At 69.5% G+C, this 22,155-nt stretch carries 17 protein-coding genes; 7 read left to right on the top strand and 10 right to left on the bottom strand.

Features of this window, described 5'->3' with window-relative positions; all coding sequences use genetic code 11:
• The first annotated feature begins 58 nt into the window (after window positions 1–58).
• Window positions 59–1,375 carry a glycoside hydrolase family 68 protein gene (locus tag NL126_RS11990; RefSeq protein WP_255195111.1) on the top strand — a complete coding sequence of 439 codons (1,317 nt, stop codon included), beginning with the start codon at window positions 59–61 and terminating at the stop codon, window positions 1,373–1,375.
• Here NL126_RS11990 and NL126_RS11995 read toward each other — a convergent pair.
• A complete protein-coding gene (locus tag NL126_RS11995; protein ID WP_255195112.1) occupies window positions 1,369–3,504 on the bottom strand; it encodes a GH32 C-terminal domain-containing protein in 2,136 nt (711 codons plus the stop codon). The two genes, NL126_RS11990 and NL126_RS11995, sit on opposite strands and share 7 nt — an antisense overlap.
• Window positions 3,505–3,650: 146 nt before the next feature.
• Here NL126_RS11995 and NL126_RS12000 point away from each other — a divergent pair, with 146 nt between their 5' ends.
• Window positions 3,651–4,703 carry an aldo/keto reductase gene (locus NL126_RS12000; RefSeq protein WP_255195113.1) on the top strand — a complete coding sequence of 351 codons (1,053 nt, stop codon included), beginning with the start codon at window positions 3,651–3,653 and terminating at the stop codon, window positions 4,701–4,703.
• Between the two features lie 119 nt (window positions 4,704–4,822).
• Here the strand turns inward: NL126_RS12000 and NL126_RS12005 are convergent, their stop codons facing one another.
• The 4 genes from NL126_RS12005 to NL126_RS12020 form a co-directional block, all read right to left on the bottom strand.
• On the bottom strand, window positions 4,823–7,558 hold the full coding sequence (locus tag NL126_RS12005; RefSeq protein ID WP_255195114.1) for a GAF domain-containing protein: 2,736 nt from the start codon (window positions 7,556–7,558) through the stop codon (window positions 4,823–4,825).
• 71 nt (window positions 7,559–7,629) lie between these two features.
• The gene (locus tag NL126_RS12010; RefSeq protein WP_255195115.1) at window positions 7,630–9,552 is read right to left on the bottom strand and encodes a heme-binding protein; all 1,923 of its coding nucleotides are present in this window, start codon (window positions 9,550–9,552) and stop codon (window positions 7,630–7,632) included.
• A gap of 131 nt (window positions 9,553–9,683) precedes the next feature.
• A complete protein-coding gene (locus NL126_RS12015; protein WP_255195116.1) occupies window positions 9,684–10,904 on the bottom strand; it encodes an MFS transporter in 1,221 nt (406 codons plus the stop codon).
• 144 nt (window positions 10,905–11,048) lie between these two features.
• Entirely contained in the window at window positions 11,049–11,915 is an 867-nt protein-coding gene (locus tag NL126_RS12020) for a winged helix-turn-helix domain-containing protein (RefSeq protein ID WP_255195117.1), read from the bottom strand.
• Window positions 11,916–12,002: 87 nt separating this feature from the next.
• Here NL126_RS12020 and NL126_RS12025 point away from each other — a divergent pair, with 87 nt between their 5' ends.
• Window positions 12,003–12,530: a GNAT family N-acetyltransferase gene (locus NL126_RS12025; RefSeq protein ID WP_255195118.1), complete on the top strand. Its 528-nt coding sequence runs from the start codon at window positions 12,003–12,005 to the stop codon at window positions 12,528–12,530.
• A 1-nt stretch (window position 12,531) separates the two neighbouring features.
• Here NL126_RS12025 and NL126_RS12030 read toward each other — a convergent pair whose 3' ends face one another.
• From NL126_RS12030 to NL126_RS12045, 4 genes are all read right to left on the bottom strand, one after another.
• Complete coding sequence (locus NL126_RS12030) at window positions 12,532–14,310, bottom strand: site-2 protease family protein (protein WP_255195119.1); 1,779 nt, start codon at window positions 14,308–14,310, stop codon at window positions 12,532–12,534.
• A 224-nt stretch (window positions 14,311–14,534) separates the two neighbouring features.
• A complete protein-coding gene (gene lysS, locus NL126_RS12035; protein WP_255195120.1) occupies window positions 14,535–16,169 on the bottom strand; it encodes a lysine--tRNA ligase in 1,635 nt (544 codons plus the stop codon).
• Window positions 16,166–16,858 (bottom strand): UMP kinase, encoded by a 693-nt coding sequence (gene pyrH, locus NL126_RS12040; RefSeq protein WP_255195121.1) that lies wholly within the window; start codon window positions 16,856–16,858, stop codon window positions 16,166–16,168. The genes lysS and pyrH overlap by 4 nt, the downstream gene beginning before the upstream one ends.
• Window positions 16,859–16,935: 77 nt before the next feature.
• Window positions 16,936–17,271 (bottom strand): hypothetical protein, encoded by a 336-nt coding sequence (locus NL126_RS12045; RefSeq protein WP_255195122.1) that lies wholly within the window; start codon window positions 17,269–17,271, stop codon window positions 16,936–16,938.
• 89 nt (window positions 17,272–17,360) lie between these two features.
• On the opposite strand from NL126_RS12045, the gene NL126_RS12050 reads away from it, so the two are divergent.
• From NL126_RS12050 to NL126_RS12060, 3 genes are all read left to right on the top strand, one after another.
• Entirely contained in the window at window positions 17,361–18,155 is a 795-nt protein-coding gene (locus tag NL126_RS12050) for a molybdopterin synthase (RefSeq protein WP_255198843.1), read from the top strand.
• A 319-nt stretch (window positions 18,156–18,474) separates the two neighbouring features.
• Window positions 18,475–18,717, top strand: a complete 243-nt coding sequence (locus NL126_RS12055; RefSeq protein ID WP_255195123.1) for a DUF7123 family protein — start codon at window positions 18,475–18,477, stop codon at window positions 18,715–18,717.
• A 115-nt stretch (window positions 18,718–18,832) separates the two neighbouring features.
• Window positions 18,833–20,035, top strand: a complete 1,203-nt coding sequence (locus NL126_RS12060) for a site-2 protease family protein (RefSeq protein ID WP_255195124.1) — start codon at window positions 18,833–18,835, stop codon at window positions 20,033–20,035.
• Between the two features lie 15 nt (window positions 20,036–20,050).
• On the opposite strand, the gene thiL is transcribed toward NL126_RS12060, so the two are convergent.
• The gene (gene thiL, locus NL126_RS12065) at window positions 20,051–20,917 is read right to left on the bottom strand and encodes a thiamine-phosphate kinase (RefSeq protein ID WP_255195125.1); all 867 of its coding nucleotides are present in this window, start codon (window positions 20,915–20,917) and stop codon (window positions 20,051–20,053) included.
• A 93-nt stretch (window positions 20,918–21,010) separates the two neighbouring features.
• Here thiL and NL126_RS12070 point away from each other — a divergent pair, with 93 nt between their 5' ends.
• Window positions 21,011–22,021, top strand: a complete 1,011-nt coding sequence (locus NL126_RS12070; protein ID WP_255195126.1) for a flippase-like domain-containing protein — start codon at window positions 21,011–21,013, stop codon at window positions 22,019–22,021.
• The last annotated feature ends 134 nt before the right edge of the window (window positions 22,022–22,155 follow it).

Here is a 22,155-nt window from a genome sequence, read left to right on the forward strand (position 1 = left end):
TCGTCCGTGACAACCCGGAACCGAGTAACCTTTCTCACAGGCGCTGGTGGTCGGGGGTATGAACGAGGCATCGTCGGAGGTGCCGACCTACCGGACCTCCGCGTGGACGCGCGAGCAGGCCGGTGGGCTCGCCCGCCGCGACGACGTCGTCGCGCCGGTCATCTACCCCCCCGAACAGCGGCTCGACCCGGACCTCCACATCTGGGACACGTGGCTGGTTCGCGACCGCGACGGGACCATCGCGGACGTGGGCGGCTACCGCATCATCGTCGCGCTCACCGCGCCGAGCGACCTCCTGCCCGGGAAACGTCACGACGTCGCCACCCTGCGCTACTTCTACTCGGCGGACGGCCGCACGTGGGCGACCGGTGGACGCATCTTCCCGGAGACGGAGCCGCTGGGCCAGCGACAGTGGGCCGGCAGCACCGTCCGCTTCGCCGCCAACGGGGCCGACGACCTCGTCGTCTACTACACGGCCGCGGGCGACGAGACGCACGAGGAGTTGACGTACAGCCAGCGCATCGTCGCCGCGACCGGCGGCAGCATCTACGGAGACGACGACGGCGTCCACGTCGAGGGCCCGTTCGACCACGAGACGGTCCTCCGGCCGGACGGCGACCGCTACGAGACGGAAGCCCAGTCGCGGGGGATGATCTACACCTTCCGCGACCCGTGGTACTGGGAGGATCCCGAGACGGGCGAGGCGTATCTCCTGCTCGAAGGAAACACGCCCGTCCCCGAGGGTGCCGACGACTGCGCGGGCGACCCCGCGCTCCAAGCGTTCAACGGGAGCGTCGGCATCGCCCACTCGCCCTCGGGCGACCGGACCGACTGGGAGCTGTGTGACCCGCTTCTGGATGCGGTCTGCGTCAATCAGGAACTCGAACGCCCGCACGTCGTCGTCCGCGACGGCCGCTACTACCTGTTCATCTCCAGTCACCGGCACACGTTCGCGCCCGGCATCGAGGGGTTCGACGCGCTGTACGGCTTCGTCGCCGACTCGCTGTTCGGCCCCTACGAGCCACTGAACGGCGACGGGCTCGTGGTGACGAACCCCGCGAACGCGCCGTTCCAGGCGTACTCGTGGCTCGCGTTCGGTCACCGCGACGGGATTCTCGTCACGTCCTTCTTCAACTACTTCGACTACGACCGGCCGACCCTCGACGACGTGGCGCTCCTCCCTGAATCCGAGCAGTTCCGCCGGTTCGGTGGAACGCTCGCGCCCACCGTCCGCCTGCAGGTCGACGGCCGGGAGACGCGCATCGTCGACACGCTCGACCACGCACACATCCCTCTCCCAGATGAGGATCTCCCCGAGACGTTCGACGAGCGGGCCGCGCGACTCGCCGCCGAGCGAGACTCCCGGAGTTACTGACCCGCCGGGAACGTCCCCCGAAGTTCCCACGCGTCGAGGTCGACGTCGACGCCACCGTCGCGTGCGACGAGGGTGACGCCGTCGGCGTCGACTCTGGTGGGATAGACGCGACTCGTGAGACACGTCGCATCGCCCGCGAACACCTCGAGCGTGGAGCCGTCGACGAACACCCGAAGCGAGAGCGTGTCACCCGAGACGGGCGCGCGCTGTTCGTCGCCGGCCGTCCGGTCGTCGGCGCTCGCCCGCGAGCGGTCGACGACGAGCGACTCGGCCTCCCACCGGAGCGCCGTTCGCTCGGACCCGGCGGGCGACTCGAACAGCCCGAGTTCGAGCGTCGCGCCGGGGTCGCGTTCGACTTCGAGGGAGAGTTCGTACTGGTTGCCGTCGAGGTCGAGCGGTCGGCGCTCGCCGGCCGACAGCGTGACCGTGTCGGCCTCGGGATGGCGGTCGCGCAGCGCCGCGAGTTCCGGGGCGGGACGCTGGTGGAACCGCCCGTCGTCGTAGACGAGTTCGCGAGGTACCGAGAGCGCGCCCGACCAGCCCGACTCCCACTGGGCGTCGAGGTCGCGTGCCTCGGGGAGCCAGCCCCACATGAGGTGCCGGCCGTCGCTCGTGGTGAGCGACTGGGGTGCGTAGAAGTCGCCGTAGTCGAGCAGCCCCGTCTCCGCGACATCGAACCCCGGCGTGTCGAGGTCGGCGTCGCCGAGGAAGTAGCGCACCACGTCGTAGTTCGAGACGTGGAGCAGGTGTGCATCGCCCAGATCGAGCAGTTCGGGACACTCCCACACCGCGCCCGCGTCGGGACCGTCGGCGGCGTGGAGCGTCCCGACGAACGACCAGTCGTCGAGGCTGTCGGCCGCATAGAGGAGTGCGGCCCCGCCGGTCTCGTGGAAGCCCGAGCCGATTATCTGGTACCATTTCTCCCCCTGTTTCCAGACGCAGTGGTCGCGGAACTCCGCCTCCCAGTCGTCCGTCTCGAGGATGTCAAGCCCGGTGGGGGCGGTCTCGATGATGGGGTTTCGGGGGTCCTTCTCCCACCGGGTGAGGTCGTCGTCCGCGGCGGTCGCGAGACAGGGTAACTGCTTGCGGTCGCGGCCACCCGTGTAGAGGATCGTCGGGGTCCCGTCGTCGTCGTGGACGGCACAGCCCGACCAGCAGCCGTCGCGGTCCGGACCGTCGGGGTCCGGCGCGAGTGCGACGGGCCTGTCTTCCCAGTGCAGGAGGTCCTCGCTCGTCGCGTGGCCCCAGTGGATGCTCCCGTGGAACGGTCCCGCGGGGTTGTACTGGTAGAAGACGTGGTAGGTACCGTCGTGTTCGACGAGGCCGTTCGGGTCGTTCAGCCAGCCCGAGGGGGCGGCGAGGTGGTACCCCGGCCGGTGGTGGTCGTCGGCGAGCCGGTCGCGGACGGCGCGAAAGCCCGCAGCGTCGGCAGGCCGGTCAGAAAACGACGGCCGGCGCGGACCAGCCAGCACGCCGAGGCAGTTCGCGACGAACCGCTCTCGCGTGGCGGCACAGGCGTAGTCGCGGACGTTGCCGAACGAGAGGCCCGACCCCGCTCCCAGCACGCGGCCGGCACCGACGCGCCACTCGACGAGCGGTTTGTGGCCGACGAGCGACTGGTCGCCGACACGCCCCGACGCGAGCACGTCGCCACGCGCGGGGACGATAGCCTCGTAGCGGGCGAACGCGGTGTCCTTGTCCGCGCCGCGGGTGTGGAACGCCGCGTCGAGCCCCTCGAAGGCGGGGTGCGACTCGTGAACGGCCTTCGCGAGGTAGCCCGACGGCTCGGGGGTGGACTCGTGGCCGATGGCGTCCGGGGTGAAAGGGTCGATGCCGAGCGCGTCGACCGCCGAGAGTGCGTGCAGCGTCAACAGCAGGCCGCCGCCGGTCTCCAGATAGCCCCCGAGGGGGTCGGCGGCGTCACCGACGTCGAACGCCTCCCAGTCGAGCGGGCGGTCGCGGTGCCACCACGCGACGTCGTACTCTGCGAGGGCACCCGGTCCCAGTCCGTCGAGCGAGACGGCCTCGACGGTGTCGGTCCCGCCCGCCAGCCAGTCGTAGGCGGCGCGTTGCTCCGGCGTCCACTCTCCGACGGAGAGTGCGGCGACGCGGAGCGCGTGTGGGTCCATACCATCCCCGTCCGGCCGTCGAGCGAATAAGGCTGTTCCATCGCGCCCGCGCCAGTGAGCGTCGGACGACAAAACTCCTCGGGCCGCGTCCAGCCGGCCGGGAACGAACCACGTCGGCTAAGTGCGCTACCTCCTAACGGACGTCCATGCACTACCGTGAACTCGGCAACTCGGGAGTCGAGGTCAGCGAGGTCGGCTTCGGCGCGTGGGTCGTCGGCACGGACTGGTGGGGCGACCGCGACGAGGACGACGCGCTCGAGATGGTCGAGTACGCACTCGACGCCGGCATCACATACTTCGACACGGGCGACGTGTACGGCCACGGCCGCTCGGAGGAACTTCTCGGGAAGGTTCTCGCCGAGCGTGGCGACGAGATGACCGTCGGCACGAAGGTCGGCTACGACTTCTACAACAATCCGCAGGCAGGCCACGGCGAACTCCCCAAAGACTACTCCGTCGACTACCTGCGCGACGCCGTCGAGCGGTCGCTCGACCGGCTCGGCGTCGACCACGTCGACTACCTCCAGCTCCACAACCCGAACGTCGCGGAGCTGACCGACGAGGTGCTCGACCTCCTGGACGAACTCCGCGAGGAGGCCGTCGCGGACGCCATCGGCGTCGCGCTCGGCCCCTCCATCGGCTGGCTCGCGGAGGGCGACTTCGCCATCGAACACGAGCTCGACGGCCTCCAGTACGTCGGCAACGTGTTCGAACAGGACGTCCACCGCCACTTCGTGGACACCGTCGAACGCACGGGGTCGCCCACGTCGCTCATCCCGCGGGTGCCGCACTCCTCCGGGCTGTTGAACGAGCAGGTCACGCCCGACACCGAACTCGGCGAGGGCGACCACCGTGGGTTCCGTCCCGACGAGTGGTACGAGACTGGCTGGGAGAAGCTCGAGGCGATTCGGTTCCTCGAACGCGACGGGGAACGGACGATGGGACAGGCCGCGATCCAGTGGCTGCTGTCGTTCGATTCGGTGGCGAGCGTGACCCCGACGTTCCGCTCGAAAGCCGACATCGACGAGTGGGCCGCCGCGTCCGAGACGCCGCCGCTCTCCGACGAGGAGCGCGAGCGCGTCGCCGACCTGTACGACGAGAACTTCGGCGTCGACCGCTTCGACGGGATGGCGAAGGAGGACTACCGGACGAGCGTCGACGGCGACGACCTGCGGGACGCGAACCTGATGGCCGACTGACACCCGGCTACTGCCCCCTGATTTTTTCAGTCACCTTCACATAGTTGTCGGTGTCGTCGGTCGGACGGCACGCGGCCGCGACCGACGGCAGCGGGGCGTGCCTCTGACTTCCGCCCCGTTCAGCGAGTGAGCTCGAACTGCGCACCGCCAGCGTCACTCTCCGTCACCGCCACCGAGAAGCCGTGGGCACCGGCGATGGAGCGGACGATGGCGAGCCCGAAGCCGGTGCCGACCTGACTCGTGGTGTAGCCGCTCTCCAGCACCTGCTCCCGCTCGTCGGCCGGGATACCGGGGCCGTCGTCGGCGACGTAGAACCCCCGGTCGAGCGCGCCGACCTGGACGGTCACGTCGTCGCCGGCGTGCCGGAGTGCGTTGCCGAACAGGTTCTCGAACAGCTGTCGGAGCCGCCCGGCGTCGCCGTCGACGGTTGGGAGGTCGTCCGCGACCTCGAGCGTCGCGTCGGGCGCGTCCTGCGTCCGCCAGACGTCTCGCACCAGCGGCTTCAGGTCGACGGGTTCGACCTCCGCAAGCGTCTGCCCCTGTTTGGCGAGCGTCAGCAGGTCGCCGATGAGCGCCTCCATCCGGTCGAGCGAGCGGTCGACCACCGGGAGGTTCGGGTCGTCGCTGGACTCCATCGCCATCTCGAGCCGGCCCATCGCCACGCCCAGTGGGTTGCGGAGGTCGTGGCTGACGACGCTGGCGAACTCCTCGAGCTGTTCGTTCTGCCGACGGACGGTCGCCTCGCGGTCGGCCCGCTCCATCGCCGCGCGGACGCCCGCGGCGAACAGTTCGGCGAGCCGGACGTCGCTCCGGTCGAAGGCGTCCTCCGTCACCGAACTCACTATGAGCACGCCCTGGCTCCCGAGCGGCAACAGCAGCTCGCTCCGGATGGGCGTGTCGGGGTTCGCCGGCCTCGCCGTCCCGCCGTGCTCCAGTCGGCGCACCTCCCCGGTCTCGAAGGCCTCGCCCGCGACGCTCCCGTGGCGCGACAGCGCGGGCACCTCGCCCAGCAGCGCCTCCAGCGCCTCGGTCGTCGCGACCGGCAGGAGCTGGTCACCCTCGGGGACGTGGATGCCACAGAGCTTGTGGCCGAGGACGTCCCGGACGGTGGCGATGGCCGCCTCGGCGACCCCCGCGGGCGTTCGGGCGGCCTCCATCTGCTCGGTCGACTCGTATAGCGCCTCGAGCCGCTGGTGCTGGTCGGTGCGGTCGAGCGCCGCCGTCACCGTCGCGGCCAGCACGCTCCCGAGCACCACGTCGACGTCGCCGAACGCGCCCGGCGAGCGGGCGCCGGCCGTGAGCACGCCGTGGGTGCCGAGCGGGAGCGCCAGGACGCTCTCGAACGGCATCGGCGAGTCGAATCCGCGGGTGTCGTCGTAGCGCCGGAGCTCGCCGGCCTCGTAGGCGGTCCACGGCGGGGTATCTCCGGGGCGGAGCTCACAGAGGTCGATATCGAGCGCCCGGCGGCCGTCGGTCGCCGCGACCGGGTGGAGGTACGGGCCGTCCGCGTCGGTCTCGCGGAGGTGGACGGTCGCGAACTGGTGGCCGAGGACGTCCCCGGCGGTCCGGGCCGCGAGTTCGGCGACCAGCTCCGGGTGGGTGGCCCGCAGTAACGCCTCGCTGGCCTCGTTGAGCCCGACGAGCTGCTCCTCGTAGTGGGTCCGAGCGAGCGCGGACTCGACGCTGCTGCCCAGCAGCTCCGCGAGGTCGACGCTCACCTCGTCGAAGGCGGTCGGCTCCTTCGACGCGACGACGAACACGCCGTGGTCACCCAGCGAGACGGCGATGCCGCTCTCGAACCCGCCGCCGAGGTCGGCCCCCGTGTCGATCCGGTGGGAGAGGACGCCGTCACCCACCTCGCCGAGCCAGCTGTCGGCCGGCCGCGTCGGTGACGAGCCCTCGGTGGCTACCTCGAACGCGGGCGTCGACGCGCTCGGCTCGAACGAGCCGTCGTCCCTGCGGGCGTAGATGGCGCTGAACTCCCGTTTGAGGACGCTCCACGTGCAGTCGACCGCGACGTCGAGGACGTCCTCGCGCGTCATCGCGGCCATCAACTCGCGGTTCACGGTGCCGAGCGCGACGAGCCCTCGCTGCCGACGCCGGTCGGCCGACTCCGGGAGCAGCAGCCCCATGATGGCGGGTTCACCCTCGTACTCCAGGACGCCACCGACCACCTCGACACGGCGGCGCTCGCCGTCTTTTCTGACCGCGGTGAAGCCGTACTGGACGCTGTCGAGCTCGCCGTCGAGCCGCTGGCGGACCTTCTCGCGGACGGCCGGGAGGTCGGCCTCGTCGACGATGTCGGCGGGGCCGATCTGGTCGGCGATTTCGCCGGGGTCGTAGCCGAGGATGGTCGCGAACCGGTCGTTCGAGAACCGGAACAGCCCGTCCTGGATGACGACCACACCGACCAGATCCTGTTCGATGAGCAGTTCGCTCCCGAGCACCTGCTCGCCCATCGCGGCGCGGCCGCGTCGGCGCGCGACCTCGGTTCGAAGGGTCTCGACGAGTCGCTTCGCCGAGTCGGGCTCCTGTTTCAGGATGTAGTCGGTGACGCCTGCACCGATGGCGCGGCTGGCGAGCGTCTCGCTCCCGGTCGCGGTGTAGATGACGAACGGAAGGGTGTCGTGACGGTTCCGGACGGTCTCGAGAACGTCGAGGCCGGTGCCGCCGGCCATGTGGTAGTCGGAGACGACGGCGTCGTACTCGGCTTCGTCGAGCCGTCGCGTCGCCGTGGCCGTGTCGGTCACGACGTCGACGGCTGCCTGCGCGAGTCCGTCCCGGATACGGTCGGCAGTCAACTCGGCGCTGTCGCGCTGGTCGTCGACGACCAGCACGCGTACCTCGGGGACCATACCCCGTTACAGAGCAGGTGGGGCTAAAATGTTCGTGTCAAAATCCGAGTGACAAGTCGGCACGTGTTCCGCTACGCGAGGAAGACGTGACGCGGTCGGTCGGCAAGCACGTCACGGCCCCACTGGACCGTCTCGCGGAAGGCGTCCGAGCGGAAGAACCCCATCGCGTCGTCCTTCGAGCCCCACTGGCTCGCGATGAACATGTCGTTCTCGTCGTCGACGTTCACCATCAGGTCCGTCTCGTGGTGGCCCTCCATGTCGGCGAGCATCCCGCCGACGGTCTCGAACCGCTCGACGAACTCCTCGCGGTGGTCGGGCTTGACGGTGTAGAACATCCCCATCGTCCCGAAGCCGGAGCCCTCGCCCGCGCGACTCGCGGCTTCGCCGCTCGCTCCTTCCGCGGGTCCCTGACCCGCGCGGCGGACGATGCCGGGGAGGTCCGAGAGGTAGCCACCGGCGGTTTCGGCGGCGTCCGCGGTCTCCCACAGCGAGACGACGGCGGCGCGGTCGGTCTGCGTGCCCCGGTACAGCGACGTGCCGACGTGGGTGTCGTAGCGGTCGAACCCGTCGGCGAGACTCGACACCTCTGCAGCGAGTTCGTCGAGGTCGGCCTCCGAGTAGAGCACCATCGCGTAGACGTCCTCGCCGTGCGGCTGGCCGGCGTAGATGTCGAGGTCGGTCAGCTCGGCGCGGATGTCCGCGTCGTCGTCGGTGCTCTCGACTTCGGAGTCGCCGCCGGCGTCCGCGTCACCGAGCGGCGCGCCGACGCCACGCTCGACGCCGGGGAGGTCGAAGAGGAACCCGGAGGCGGTGTTCGCAGCGCGCTCGTTCTTCCAGAGCGAGACGGCCACCGTGTGGCCCGCGTCGGCGCGAATCGCGGTCAGGAGATGCGTGTCGTAGTGCTCGAAGTTTCCACGGAGGCCGTCGACGTCGTCGACCATCTCCTCGGCGTCGGCGTCGGAATAGACGACGAGCCCGTAGCCCGCCTCTGGGTACTCGTCGGCGTCGATTCCCACCTGCCGGAGGGTCTGTTCGAGTTCGTCGGTCGACGTCTCGTCGTGTGGGGCCTCGCCCTGTGCCTGTGGTGGGCGGCCCGCCGACGTGCTCGCGTCACTCGTCTCTTCCTCGTCGTCTTCCGCGTGGGGATGGCCCGACGACTCGTCACCTTCGTCGGCGTGCGGATGAGCGGCGTCGTCCGACTCGCCGTACGCTGGCAGCGGTTCGCCAGCCAGGAGCTTCGGGAGGTCGGCAGGGGCGAAGCGGCGGCCGAAGTAGAACGGGCCGAACTCCGCGAACCGCGAGGAGGAGGGGTCGAACCGCATCTCGTACAGGAGGTGTTTGATTTCGGTGGGGTCCGCTGCGAACAGGGTGACGCCCCACTCGTAGTCGTCGAAGCCGAGACTCCCCGTGATTATCTGCGTGACCTTTCCGGCGTACTCGCGGCCGATCTCACCGTGGCCCGAGATGAGCTCCGCGCGCTCGTCGAACGGCAGGTCGTACCAGTTGTCCTCGCCCTCCCGTCGTTTGTCCATCGGGTAGAAACAGACGTGCTCGGCGTCCGGGATGGTGGGGTGGAGTCGCTGTTGCAGGTAGTTCCGGGTACCTGCGGACTCGATGTTCTCGATGCCCTGTTCGAGTTCCTGGGTGACGTAGCCCGAGATTTCGGTCACGGACACGTACGAGGTGGCGCGCTCGGTGAACGCCGCGAACGCGGTCTGCTCGAAGGCGCGTTCGGCGCGGTCGAGCTGTTCGGTCGACGGCCGGAGATGCAGGACCATGAGGTCGGCCTTGTGGCCCATCATCGAGAACAGGGCCGAGCCGCCCTCGTCCGAATCGTCGAGCGCCTCGTGTGCCTCGAAGAACTCGACGGCCCCCTCCAGTGCGCGTTCGCGTTCGCGCTCGGGGGCCGCCCGCCAGGCGTCCCAGTCGATACGGCGGAGGTCGTGCAGGGCGTACCAGCCCTCCTCCGTCACCGGGGGTTCGCGTCGCTCCATGGTCGGGGTTCGGATTCGTGGGGGAAGGGTAGTTCGGTTTGCGTGTGGCCGACCGCAGGGAGGCCACGTTATTGCGAGCGGGAGCGAACGGAGTGAGTGACACGCGAGCAGCGTGACGACCAGAGCCACGGTCAGTCCGCGGGCGTCACCACCGTCGCCTCGTCCGCGAACGGCGAGTCGACGACGAGCACCACGCTGGCCGCCAGCAGGAACGCGGCGCCGACGACGGCGACGGCGACGAACGGGTCGTAGGCGTCGGCGACGACGCCCGCGCCGAGGACGAACGGGAGCCGCGTGACCGACATACACAGCGAGGCGGCAGACAGCACCGTCGCCCGTCCGACCGAGGCGACGCGGTCGTTCAGGTAGCGCATGCGGACGGTGACGTGCATCGGTCCGAGCGCCTTCAGCACGAAGAACGCGGGGATGGCGAGTGCGGGGGCGAACAGGGGCGCGAGGAGCACGCTCGCCACGACGACCGGGAGGCCGACGATGGTGCGTTCGGCGCCCAGTCTCCCCTCCAGCCAGCCGGCGCGGTCGCTCGTCACCGCCGAGACGACCGTGAACGCGGCGTACAGCAGCCCCAGCGTCGCCTCCTCGGGAACCCTGGCTGGAACGACCGCGAGATACGGGTCGAGCGTCTCGACGGCGATGGGCTGGACGAACCCGTTGGCGGCCCGCACCACCCCGGACGCGAGCGCGACGAACAGGACGAACGCCCGGAGGTTCCCGGTGAGGAGCTGGTCTCGGAGGGTTCGGGCGGCGGCCGTGAGGTCGAACCCGTCCGCGTCGTCGGTCGGGTTCACGCGCGGGAACGTCAGCAGGAGGCTCGCCGAGAGGAGGTTCACGCCCGCCATCGCGAAGAACGGATAGGCGTGGTCGAGCACGTACAGCGGGCCGGAGGCGACGAGCATGAGGACGCCGCCCCACCGGCGGATGGCCTCGCCGCGCCCCCTGATGTGGGTGTAGCGGTCCTCGATGCCGGCCGCTGCGAGCACGTCGTAGAGGTAGGCGTCGAGCGTGCCCGATTGGGTGGCCTCTGCGAGCCCGACGACGGCGGAGACGGCGACGAGTGCCGGCAGGGTGTGGACCCCGATGTAGCCGAGCTGGCCGCAGAAGAACAGTAGGGCGGCGACGATACAGCTCGCCCGGCGACCGAACCGGTCGGCGAGCACGCCCGAGGGGAGTTCGCCGACGAGCCTGGCGACGGCCATCGCGGTCCCACCGAGCGCGAGCGCGGTGAACGAGAACCCGCGCGAGAGCAGGTACACCGTCAGGATGGGCCACATGAACCCCGGGAACGTCGTCGGCCGGTAGAGGTAGTACTTCAGGACGGTGCGCCGGGCGCTCACGGTCGTCGGGGGCTCGGGGGGACGGTCTGGCGGCGGGGCGTCGAGTCGGGGGGAGAGCCTGTCGTCACGGGGACCAGCGCGGGGGGCCGCGCGGTCGAGGGGAGTACGTGGTGTGAAAAAAGCGATTTGCGAAGGACCCTTCACCTACGCGTCGCCGCGGACCCGGCGGGTCGTGACGACCTCGCCGTCCGGGGCCACCTCCACCTCCAGTCGCTCGCCGTCGCGCTCGATGGTCTGGCGGTAGTGGACCGGGTCCTCGGACAGCAGTTCGACCGCCGGGTCCATCACGAAGTCGAACGCCCAGTACGGGTGGTCGTCGACCGACTCGCCGTGGTCCCAGAGGAACGCGACGACCGCGGGGTGGTCGAGCAAGTACGACCCCAGCGACGACCAGAGGCGCGCCTCACAGCCGGCACAGCGCTTGAGGACGTGGTGGCCGTCCAGCGGTACCTCGTCGGGGTGGACGAGTTCGATGGCGATCTCGCGGCTGCAGAACGGACACAGCCCAGCGTTCGCCATCCGGTTGTACTCGCGCGAGCGGACGTGTGCTCCCCACGCCAGCGACTCGTCGTCGCGGTCGCGGACGCCGGCGGGCGGAAAGAGCAGCCAGCAGGCGATCAGCTCGCAGTCCGGGCACTCGACGACGGTCTCGCCGTCACGGTACTCGAGTTCGAGGTCGGCCGAACAGCGGGGGCAGGTCGTCTCGAGGTCGACCGGACCGCGCTCGGGTATCTCCCCGAACACGCCGGAGGCGAGCAGGTCGACGACCTGGACGCCCGCCGGGCGCATCGCGTACCCCTCGTCGGTCTTCCGGAGGTAGCGATCCGTCAACTGTGAGAGGTGGTAGTTGAACCGGCCGGAGTCGCGGACGCCGACCGCGTCCTGCAGGTCCGAGTAGCTCGTCGGGCCGCGGCGGTCCTCCTCCCACAGCGTCGTGAGGATGCGGACCCGGAGGGGGTCCGAGAGGAGGTCGAACGCGTCGGCGACGACCTCCGGGTCGGGCGCGTCCATACCTGAGGTACTCGTCGGGTGACAAAAGCGGTCGGGTGAAGCGCGCTTCACCAAACGCCTTTGGCCACCCCCACGCCCAGTCACGGTATGCCCGGTCCCACGTTCCTCGAAGGCGACCGTATCGACCTCCGGACCGTCGAGCGCGAGGACCTCGACCTGCTTCAGCGCTCGAGAAACGACCCGGCCATCCGCGAGTGGCTGACGTTCACCACGCCGTCGACGAGCGACGAGGTCGAGTCGTTCTACGAGAACGTCATCGTCGACGGTGACAACGTCAATCTGCTCGTGTGCCCGGACGACGAGGCTGTCGGCGCAGCCGTCCTGTTCGACGTGTCGCGTCACTCGGCGGAGTTGGCGGCGTGGCTCCTGCCGGAGTACCACGGCGAAGGATACGGCCGGGAGGCGACCGAACTGCTCGTCGGCCACGGCTTCGAGGGGCTGGGGCTCCACCGCATCCGGGCCAAAGCCCTCCGGGACAACGACGCCTCGCGGGCGACGCTCGAATCCCTCGGGTTCACGGAGGTAGGGGTCGCCCGCGACGCGGTGTTCCAGCGCGGGCGCTACCACGACATGGTCCGGTACGACATGCTCGCCGAAGAGTGGCCCGCCGAGTGAGTCAGGCGAGCAGCTGCGGGCCGAACACCATCAGTAGCAGGCCGAACAGCATCATGAGGCCGACCCCTGTGGTGACGGCTTTCGTCAGGGCGTAGCCGTTCTCGACGGGGAGCCGCGAGACGATCGCCTGCGTCGAGGTGCGGAGGATGTGGCCGCCGTCGAGCGGGAACGCCGGCGTGCAGTTGAACTGGCCGATGATGATGTTGATCCACGCCGTCCAGAACAGCACGCTGCCGAGGAGGAGGAGGCCACCCGTCCCCAAGAACGACAGCGGGCCGCCCGCGGCGACGTAGAAGTTCTCGTAGATGCCGACGAAGCCGGGGAAGTTGTAGCCCGTCCCGAGCGTGACGCTCGCGAACGGGAGCGTGATGGCGAGATACGCGCGGACGAACGGGGAGTCGACCGGGAGGTTCACATCGCCGCCCCCGAGGACGGCGAGGAAGAACGCCGCCGGGTAGTCGTCGGTGCCGAAGTCGTCGAGCGCCATCCCGGTGACGCCGGGCTGGAGCCCCCCGACGCCGAGGAAGCCGGTGTCCTCTTGCGGGTGGTCCGCGAGCGTCACGTCGTAGCTCCGGCGCTCGCCGTCGACGTAGCCGACGACCGTGACCTGCTGGTCCGCGCTCGTCGCGTCGAGGAAGGCGTTGAGGTCGGCGGCGTCGACGATGCGCGTGTCGTCCATCCGGGTGATGACGAGGGTCTCACCGCCGGGTGCGCCGGCGTCAGCCAGCGGCGTCGGGCTCCCACGGTCGGCCGAGAGTACCTGTGTGTACGCCCCCATCGGCGCGGTGACGGTCGTCCCGTCGTCGGTTTCGAGCGTGGCGACCGACCGGTTCGCCAGTTCGCGTTCGAGCGCCCCCTGGGTGTGGACCGCGGTGTCGTTGACGGCCACGATGGTCGAGTTCACGGGCAGCGGAGCGTCAGCGACGGCGCCGGTGACGACGAGCGACCGCTCGACGCTGACCGTCTCACCACCGCGAAGCGTCACCTCGACCGTCCGCTCGTCGATGTCGGCGAGCGCGGTCTCCAGTGCGGCGGCGTCCTCGACCTGCTGGCCGTTCACGGCCGTGATGACCGAGCCGCGGTCGACGCCTGCCTGGTCGGCAGCGGAGCCGGGGATAGTGCCGCCGATGGGCACACCGGAGACGACGGCGATGGAGCCGACGACGGGGCCGAAGAGGAGGGCGAACGCGATGATCGCGACCGCGAAGTTGTTCATCACGCCCGCGGCGAACATCCGGGTCTGTGCCCCGCGGTTCGCGGCGTTGCGCGACTCCTCGTCGGGTTCGACGAACGCGCCGATGGGGATGAACGCGAGTGCTGCGAGCCCCATCGAGTCGATATCGATGTTCTCGACCCGGCACATCAGCCCGTGGCCCCCCTCGTGGACGACGAGGCCGATGAGCAGCCCGAGGATGATTTCCACCGCGGCGGAGAGCGGCAGGAAGTCGTTGACGCCGGGAATCGCCAGCACGTTCCGCGGCTGGTTCAGGGGCGTGGGTGTCGGGTTCGAGAGCGCCTGCAAGCCCGCGAAGATGACGAGCGCGAACGTCCCGACCATGACGACGAGGGCCACGCCGACGCCGAAGTTGCCCCACGCCCGCCAGAAGCGCTTCGGCTGGGCGAGCCAGTCGAGGAACGCCTTCCCCTTCTGGGTGTGGAGGGTCGTTATCGGCCCGGAGACGCGGAGCCACTCGGGGAGGAGCCCTCGCATCTTGAGGGCGTATGCGAGTACCGTGTAGAGGACGACCCCCGCGAGTACGAGGGTCAGCGTGTCCACCATTGGCTGGGTAGACGGGGTGTGGTTCAAAGAGGGTTCCGGGTGCGTGCTCCGAGCGGTGACCGCAGGGAACCACGAGGAGCACGGCATGGCGAACGGGGAGGAGCGACGCGACGACCCGTGAGCTGCGTGGGAGTTGCAGAAACGTCCTGATTCCCCGAGAACGCGGCCCCTCTCAGTCCCGCCCTGGACACTTTGGTAGCTATCGAGGCCGAAAACCCGGGCTCCTACGCCTCCAGCCGAAGCCGCTTGAGCACGAACGCGGTGTCGAGCGCCGCGAGGAACGGCCCGAGCCGCGGCCCCTGGTCCTCGTTCAGGAACAACCGGTAGCCGGCGGTGAAGAAGTCGCCGACCTCGACGTCGTGTTCGCGGGCGGTCTCGTAAATCTGGCCCTGCAGCGCCTCGTCGTCCGGGGCTTCGGCTTCGATGAAGTCCGCGAGCGCTGCGAGCGCCGCCGTGGTGTCCGCGTCGAAGTCGACGTCGGGGAGCTCCTCGGCGAGCCGGTAGTTGTACTCGTTGTCCGTGCGGACGGCCCAGTTGCGCGCCTTCTCGACCCGAGCGAGTGCCGCCTCGACTTCGGACGCAGAGGCATCGTCGGGGATGTGGCCCGACCGCCGGGCCATCGTCTCTCGCAACGCGGGGTCGTCGGTCATCCCCAGCACCGCCGCGAAGGTGTACGGGATGCGGACGCGGTCGGGGTCCGGGTCGTGGACGACGAACGGATACGCGCGCTTCGCCCGCCGCACGTCGCCGTCTTCTGCCTCTTCTTCGTCGAAGTAGAGCCGCTCGAAGCGGTCGAACTCGTCGACGAGCTGGTCGAGGCGTTCGACCGAGAAGTCGCGCGCCCGCTTCGGGTTCTTCGCGAAGAAGTAGCGGACCACTTCGGGTTCGAGGAGGTCGAGCACCTCTCGTGCCATGATGACGTTCCCCTCCGACGACGAAAAGGGGCCCCCGTTCAGCGTGAACCACTCGTACACCATCGGCACCGGCGGCTCGTCGCCGAGCAGGTTGCGGGCGATGTCCTCGCCGGAGGGCCACGAGCCCTCGGCGTGGTCCTTGCCGAACGGCTCGAAGTCGACGCCGAGGACGCGCCACTGCGCGGGCCACTCGAACCGCCACGGGAGCTTGCCCTCCCGGAAGGTGGCTTCGCCCTCGTGGTCACAGCCCTCGATAGTCTGGCCGCCCGCCTCCATGTCCGTACACCGGTAGGTGACGGTGCCAGCGTCGGTGTCGACGCCCGTGACCGTCTCGGTAATCTTCCCGCAGTTCTCGCAGATGGGGTTGAACGGGATGTAGTCCGCGTCGACCTTGTCCTGGTACTCGCCGAGGATGTCGCGAGCCTGGTCCCGGTGTTCGAGGATGAACGCGGTCACCTCGTCCATCTCGCCCGACTCGTACAGCTCGGTGTTCGAGACCATCTCGACGTCCACGCCGAGCAGCTCGGCAGACTGCTCGATGAGGGTCGAGAAGTGGTCGCCGTAGGAGTCACAGCAGCCGAACGGGTCCGGGATGTCGGTGTAGGGCTTCCCGAGGTTGGTGCCCAGTGCAGAGGCGTCCACGTCGCCGAGCCCGACGATGTTGCCGTCGAGGTCCGCGAGCTTCCGGGGGAGCTTCCGGAGGGGGTCGCGGTCGTCGGTGGTGAACACCTGCTTCACCTCGTGGCCGCGTTCCCGGAGGACCTCGGCGACGAAGTGGCCGCGCATCACCTCGTTCATGTTTCCGAGGTGGGGCACGCCCGACGGCGAGATGCCGCCCTTGATGATGATGGGCTCGTCGGGCTCTCGCGCCTCGATGGCGTCCGCGACGGCGTCGGCCCAGAAGTCGAACCGACCCGCTTCGGAGAGGGTGTGTGGCGAGGTCATCGGGCCTCCGGAACGACGCGCGTTCCCTCGAACTCGTCGGCTTCGACGGCGCGGGTGACCCGCTCGGGGTCGCTGCCGTCGAGGACGATGGCTTCGAGCCCGGCCCGCTGGATGATCTTCCCGGCGAGCAGGTCGACCGGTGCGGAGGAGCCGGCGTTCATCTCCATCGACGCGATGGTCTCGACCAGCGCGCCGGCGGTGAGCTCGTCGTACCGCTCGGCGTCGGGGTCCTCCTTCGGGTCGGCGCTGTAGACGCCGGCGACGGAGGTGGCGTAGACGAGGAGGTCCGCGTCGACGTACTCGGCGAGCGCGGCGGCGACCGCGTCGGTGGTCTGTGCCGGCACCACGCCACCCATGACCGCGACGTCGCCGCGGTGGAGTGCCTCGCCGGCGGTCTCGTAATCTTCTGGAATGCGCGGTGCGACGATGGCCTCGTCGAGCGCCGACAGCAGGAGGCGGGCGTTCAGCCGCGTCACCGAGATGCCGAGCTGATCGAGCTCGATCTCGTTCGCACCCAGCTCGCGGGCGGCACCGATGTACTCGCGTGCGACGCCGCCGCCCCCGACGACGGCCGCCACGTCGTGACCCGATTCGACCAGTCCCTCGACGACGGACGCGTACGCCTCGACCCGATTGTTCCCGAGGTCGGGCGCGAGAACGCTCCCGCCGACGGACACGACGACTCTCATTACCCGCGGTAACTCCGTGCCGCGCTTAAGACTTGTCAAGCGCCGTGCTCGCGGGGTGTGGCGGCCGTCGACAGGGCTCAGGCCGCGGGGTCGCCGCGCCGGAGGCTCCGGACGCCGCTGGCGAACACGGTGTAGATCCCACCGAGCAGGAGCGCCTCCAGACACATCACGGTGAACGCGACGGTGTGAAACAGCAGGCCGCTGCCGAGCCACGGGAGTGCGAGATTCCGGAGCGCGGAGGCGGCAAGGCTACTGACGTACCACGGCAACACCGCCGGGTAGAGGACGGCGGCGAGGTCGCTGGTCATGACTCCCGTGTCGACCAGCAGCCAGACGCCGAGCATCGCGGCGAGCGGGACGGCCACAGGCCACGACAGCGGGTACCGACCTGGGTGGAGGGCTGGACGGACCATACTCGAACGTGTTTCTATTACAACAAAACTGTATCCCCTGTACGGTGACGGGCGACACCTACAAGCGCGCCCGGACGGACGTCCACGGTATGCACACGTTCGGCATCGTCGGGACGGATGCGGCGGCAGCCTGCGACCGGTTCGTCGAGGCGCTCGGTGGGCGGGTCGCCGTGGTCCGGAACCGCAAGCTGGAGGAGGCCGACGGCGGGCGCCAGCGGGCGCGCCCGGCGACGGAGTACGACCTCGGTGCGGAGTGGCGAGCGTACGGCGACGGACTCTCGCTCCGCGAGGCGTTCGACCGACTCGCGCCGGACCACGACTACGCGGTCGCCATCGGCTTCCCCCAGGCGCGGATTCCGCAGGTCGTGGTCGGTGACGTAGCTGGGGAGCTTGCGGATGAGGAGCCGCTGGCGACGGCGTCCGATGCGGCCAGCCTCGACGTTACAGCTGTCGTCGCGGCCGTCGACGACACCGACCCGCACGTGACGCTCGAATCGCTCGTCACGAGGGTGAAACGCTCGCCGAAGGCCGACCGCGCTGGTGCCATCGCGACGTTCACCGGGCGTGTCCGCGCGAAGGACTCCGCGGACGACGAGCGGACCGAACTGCTGGAGTTCGAGACGTACGAGGGGGTCGCCGAGCGCCGGATGCGCGCCATCGAGGACGAACTCGAAGCCCGCGAGGGCGTCTTCGAGGTCGCGATGCACCACCGAACGGGCGTCATCCCCGACGGGGAGGACATCGTGTTCGTCGTCGTGCTCGCAGGACACCGCGAGGAGGCGTTCCGCACGGTCGAAGACGGCATCAACCGGCTGAAAGACGAGGTCCCCATCTTCAAGAAGGAGGTCACCGAGTCCGAGACGTTCTGGGTCCACGAGCGCTAGCCACGAACCGACGGCTGCCCACCCTCTCCACCGGGTGCGTGTCAACCTGTCACAGTGTGCGCGCGCCGCGTTCGTCCTCCGGCTCGGAGATAATTTCGGCCCTATCCTTGAGTAATCTGGTCCAACTTGGCCCGCCTGTCATCGAGGCTGAATGAGCGGAGAAAAAGTCTTAGCTAGCGTTGTGAAACGTCTACTGCGTTCTAACTGCTTCGTGAAAGGTACGTTTTTCTTCGATTCGTCCCGAAATGCCTCGAATCAACCCTAAGATTCCTCCCTTTATATACTCCCTTGGGCTCAAGGCGAGAGCGAGGTGTCACAGATGAGTGCGACCACCCCCGCAACCGAGACGGAAAGCAAAGAGAGCCGCCTGAAGAACTACCTCGCACAGAAGGCATCGGACGGCGAAGTGTACTTCAAGTCGAAGTTCATCGCGGACGAGGTCGGACTGTCCGCGAAGGAGATCGGCGCCCTCATGGTGAAGCTCCGCGAGTCCGCGACCGACCTCGAGATCGAGAAGTGGTCGTACACGAGCGCCACGACGTGGCGCGTCACCCGGGCCTGAGGCACCGCGGTCCCCGACCGCACCTCACACCCCTCCACCCTACCCACCCTCCGTACCCTACCCAAGGTATCGCGGGGTCAGGGGATTTATCGCCCTCGACCCCTTCCATCCGGTGATGAGCGACGACCCGTCGTCGGGCTCCCCCGACGATGTCCCCCCATCTTCCCTCCCACCAGAGGCGCCGGCTCCGGCGAGGCTGGCCGACGTGTTCAGCGTCGACGAGGTTCGCCGCGACGGCGACCAGCTCCACTATCTCGGTGAGCCACGCGTCGGCCCCGACGCCCTCGAACAGCGCGTGTGGCCCCTGTTCCGGGAAGCGGGCTACGACGTCCAGTTCGCCTCCGTCGCGGACACGGAGACCGACCCCATCTCGGGCGTCGAGCTGACCACGCACCGCCACGCCCTCGTCGCCACCCCCACGAGCGTCGGGCTCGATGGCATCCCGTGGGTGAACGTCCTCACGCTCGCGCTGACGATTCTGACGACCCTGTACGCTGGCTCGATGTGGTACTACGAGCCCATCACGGGCCCGCTCGACCTCTTTACGGGCGAGAAGTGGAAGTTCACCGCGGCCGTCCTCGGCGTGCTCGGCGTCCACGAACTCGGGCACTACGTGCTCTCGCGGTACCACGAGGTCGACGCCTCGCTCCCGTACTTCATCCCCATCCCGACGTTCATCGGGACGCTCGGGGCCGTCATCCGGATGAAGGGCCGCATCCCCGACCGAAAGGCGCTGTTCGACATCGGCGTCGCCGGCCCGCTCGCCGGGCTCGTGATGGCCGTCGTCGTCTCGATCGTGGGGCTCTACATGGACCCGATTCAGGTTCCCCAGCAGGTGCTCGAGAGCCCGAGCGCGGTCGAAATCGAGTTCGGGTATCCACCGCTGCTCCAGCTACTCTCGTGGGTGACGGGCCAGCCCCTCACCTACGAGGACCCGTCCATGGCCGTGAATCCGGTCGTCTTCGGCGGCTGGGTCGGGATGTTCGTCACGTTCCTGAACCTCATTCCCGTGGGGCAGCTCGACGGCGGCCACCTCGTCCGCGCGATGCTCGGTGAGCGACAGGAGACCGTCGCGGCGCTCGTCCCCGCCGGGCTGTTCGCGCTCGCCTCCTACCTCTACCTGTTCGGCAACGTCGGCATGAACGCCCCCTTCCTCTGGGGGTTCTGGGGACTCGTCGCGCTCGGACTCGCCTATGCAGGCCCTGCCGACCCCATCTTCGAGGAGGGGCTCGATCGGAAACGCATCGCTGTGGGCGTGCTGACGTTCGCGCTCGGCCTGCTGTGTTTCACGCCGGTTCCGTTCGAACTCATCCAGTAGCCGGCGCCGCTACCGTCACTCGCCGTGCGTGTAGCCGCGGTCCGGCAGCGGCTCCCCGTCGAGCTCGACACCCGAGTCGGTCACCGCGCCGATGCGAGCCACGGGTGTCGGTGCGTCGGCGGCCGCGGCCTCGGGGTCCGGGGTCGTGAACACGAGCTCGAAGTCCTCGCCGAAGTGAACGGCCATCTCCCGTTCGTCTGCGGCGTCGTCGGCGAGTTCCGTGACTGACGGGTCGACCGGGAGCGACGCCGACTGGACGGAAAACCCGCAGTCTGCGGCCTCGGCGAGCTGGTGGAGCGAGCGGGCGAGCCCGTCGCTCGAATCCATCATCGCCGTCGCGTGGGGCGCGAGCGCCTGCCCGGCGGCCACGCGGGGCTCGAACCGGAACAGCTCGTTGGCACGGTGGTCGTCCGTGCCGAACAACCGGAGGGCCGCGGCCGACCGACCGAGCGTCCCCGTGACGCAGACGGCGTCTCCTGGTTCTGCCCCCGACCGGAGCACGGGGTCGGCAGTCCGGCCGAGTGCCGTCGTCGACACCGTGAACTCCGCGTGGTCGTCGAGGTCGCCACCGACGTACGCGGCGTCGACCCGCTCGCACACCTCGCGGGCGCCACGGAGGAACGCCCGCAGTTCGGCTTCCTCGAACGTGGGGGCGGCGTAGACGGCGACGGCGGCGGTCGCGCTCGCGCCCATCGCCGCCACGTCCGAGAGCGACGCGCCCACCGCGCGCCAGCCGGCGGTGTAGCGGGTCGTCCCCGCCGGAAAGTCGGTCGACTCGTGGAGCATGTCCGTCGTGAGGACCTGTCCGTCGACGACGGCGCAGTCGTCGCCCGCCGCGGGGAGGTCACGCCCGAGGAGCGCGAGGGCGGCGCGTTCGTCCATGTCAGATGCCCGGCGGCGCGGCGCAAAAGCGCGTCGGTGCCGTGAGGCGTTCGGACCGATTGTCATAAACGGCCCCCCGTCGAACGCCGGGCTATGGACGTTGACCTGCGAGCCTCCGCCGCCGGGTTCGCCGTCGCACTGGTCGTGCTCGCGGCCATCCTCGCGGTCGTCGGGGTGGGTCGGGTGGTCGACGCGCTCGGTCGCGCTGACCCCGCCGTGCTCGTGGGGGTCGTCGTCGTCGCCACCCTCTGGCTCTCCGCGTGGGGGCTGTCGCTCCGGACGGTGCTCGGAGTGCTCGGTGCACACATCGCCGCCCCCGTCTCCATCGCCGTGTTCGCGGCTGCCACCTTCGCCAACAACGTCACGCCGTTCGGCCAGGCGGGTGGCGAGCCCGTGAGTGCGTTACTCATCTCGCGGGCCACCGACACCGAGTACGAGTCGAGCCTCGCGGCCATCGCCAGCGTCGACTCGCTCAACTTCATCCCCTCCATCCTGCTCGCGTCCGCGGGCATCGCCTACTTCTCGACGGAGATCGCGTTCGGCTCGCGGCTGCGGGTGGCGGCGCTCGCTATCGGCCTGCTCGCGCTGGCGCTGCCCGTCGCTGGCTTCTTCGGCTGGCGCTACCGCTACGAGGTCGAGCGCGTCGCCATCCGTGCGGTGACGCCGTTCATCCGCGCCATCGCCCGGCTCGTCCCCGGGCGCTCGCCGCCGCAGAAGTCGGCCATCCGGAGCCGCGTCGAGGGGTTCTTCCACGCCATCGAGCGCGTCACCGGCGACCGCCGCGGGCTGACGCTCGCGCTCGGCTTCTCGACGCTCGGCTGGCTCTGTCTCGCGGGCTCGCTGTGGCTCTCGCTGTTCTCGCTCGGACAGACCGTCTCGTTCGCGGTCGTCCTCGTCGTCGTTCCCGTCGGGGCTATCGCGGGCATCACGCCGCTTCCCGGCGGGCTGGGGGGCGTCGAGGCGGTGCTCATCGCGCTGCTCGTCGCGCTCGGCGTGCCCGGCGGGGTCGCGGCCGGGGCCGTCGTCGTCCACCGGACGGCGACCTACTGGCTCCCGACCGTGGTGGGCGGTGGGGTCGCCGGCATCATCGGGTCGAACGGGTAGTGGCGGGCGGCTGTGTTTCGGTGGCCGAGCGAAGCGAGGCCACTCTCTGCTCACGGCTCACTGCGTTCGCCGTTCGCAATGAGGTGGCGCTCACTACGTTCGCGCCACCCTCATAACGTCAGAGTTAAACGCGC

The sequence above is a fragment of the Halorarius litoreus genome (genome assembly GCF_024362405.1).
In the GTDB taxonomy this organism is placed as follows: domain Archaea; phylum Halobacteriota; class Halobacteria; order Halobacteriales; family Haloarculaceae; genus Halorarius; species Halorarius litoreus.

Excerpts from the sequence above, each read along its gene's own strand:
- NL126_RS11990 (WP_255195111.1), top strand. The coding sequence starts at position 59 with ATGAACGAGGCATCGTCGGAGGTGCCGACCTACCGGACCTCCGCGTGG.
- NL126_RS11995 (WP_255195112.1), bottom strand. The coding sequence starts at position 3,504 with ATGGACCCACACGCGCTCCGCGTCGCCGCACTCTCCGTCGGAGAGTGG.
- NL126_RS12000 (WP_255195113.1), top strand. The coding sequence starts at position 3,651 with ATGCACTACCGTGAACTCGGCAACTCGGGAGTCGAGGTCAGCGAGGTC.
- NL126_RS12005 (WP_255195114.1), bottom strand. The coding sequence starts at position 7,558 with ATGGTCCCCGAGGTACGCGTGCTGGTCGTCGACGACCAGCGCGACAGC.
- NL126_RS12010 (WP_255195115.1), bottom strand. The coding sequence starts at position 9,552 with ATGGAGCGACGCGAACCCCCGGTGACGGAGGAGGGCTGGTACGCCCTG.
- NL126_RS12020 (WP_255195117.1), bottom strand. The coding sequence starts at position 11,915 with ATGGACGCGCCCGACCCGGAGGTCGTCGCCGACGCGTTCGACCTCCTC.
- NL126_RS12025 (WP_255195118.1), top strand. The coding sequence starts at position 12,003 with ATGCCCGGTCCCACGTTCCTCGAAGGCGACCGTATCGACCTCCGGACC.
- NL126_RS12030 (WP_255195119.1), bottom strand. The coding sequence starts at position 14,310 with ATGGTGGACACGCTGACCCTCGTACTCGCGGGGGTCGTCCTCTACACG.
- lysS (WP_255195120.1), bottom strand. The coding sequence starts at position 16,169 with ATGACCTCGCCACACACCCTCTCCGAAGCGGGTCGGTTCGACTTCTGG.
- pyrH (WP_255195121.1), bottom strand. The coding sequence starts at position 16,858 with ATGAGAGTCGTCGTGTCCGTCGGCGGGAGCGTTCTCGCGCCCGACCTC.
- NL126_RS12045 (WP_255195122.1), bottom strand. The coding sequence starts at position 17,271 with ATGGTCCGTCCAGCCCTCCACCCAGGTCGGTACCCGCTGTCGTGGCCT.
- NL126_RS12050 (WP_255198843.1), top strand. The coding sequence starts at position 17,361 with ATGCACACGTTCGGCATCGTCGGGACGGATGCGGCGGCAGCCTGCGAC.
- NL126_RS12055 (WP_255195123.1), top strand. The coding sequence starts at position 18,475 with ATGAGTGCGACCACCCCCGCAACCGAGACGGAAAGCAAAGAGAGCCGC.
- NL126_RS12060 (WP_255195124.1), top strand. The coding sequence starts at position 18,833 with ATGAGCGACGACCCGTCGTCGGGCTCCCCCGACGATGTCCCCCCATCT.
- thiL (WP_255195125.1), bottom strand. The coding sequence starts at position 20,917 with ATGGACGAACGCGCCGCCCTCGCGCTCCTCGGGCGTGACCTCCCCGCG.
- NL126_RS12070 (WP_255195126.1), top strand. The coding sequence starts at position 21,011 with ATGGACGTTGACCTGCGAGCCTCCGCCGCCGGGTTCGCCGTCGCACTG.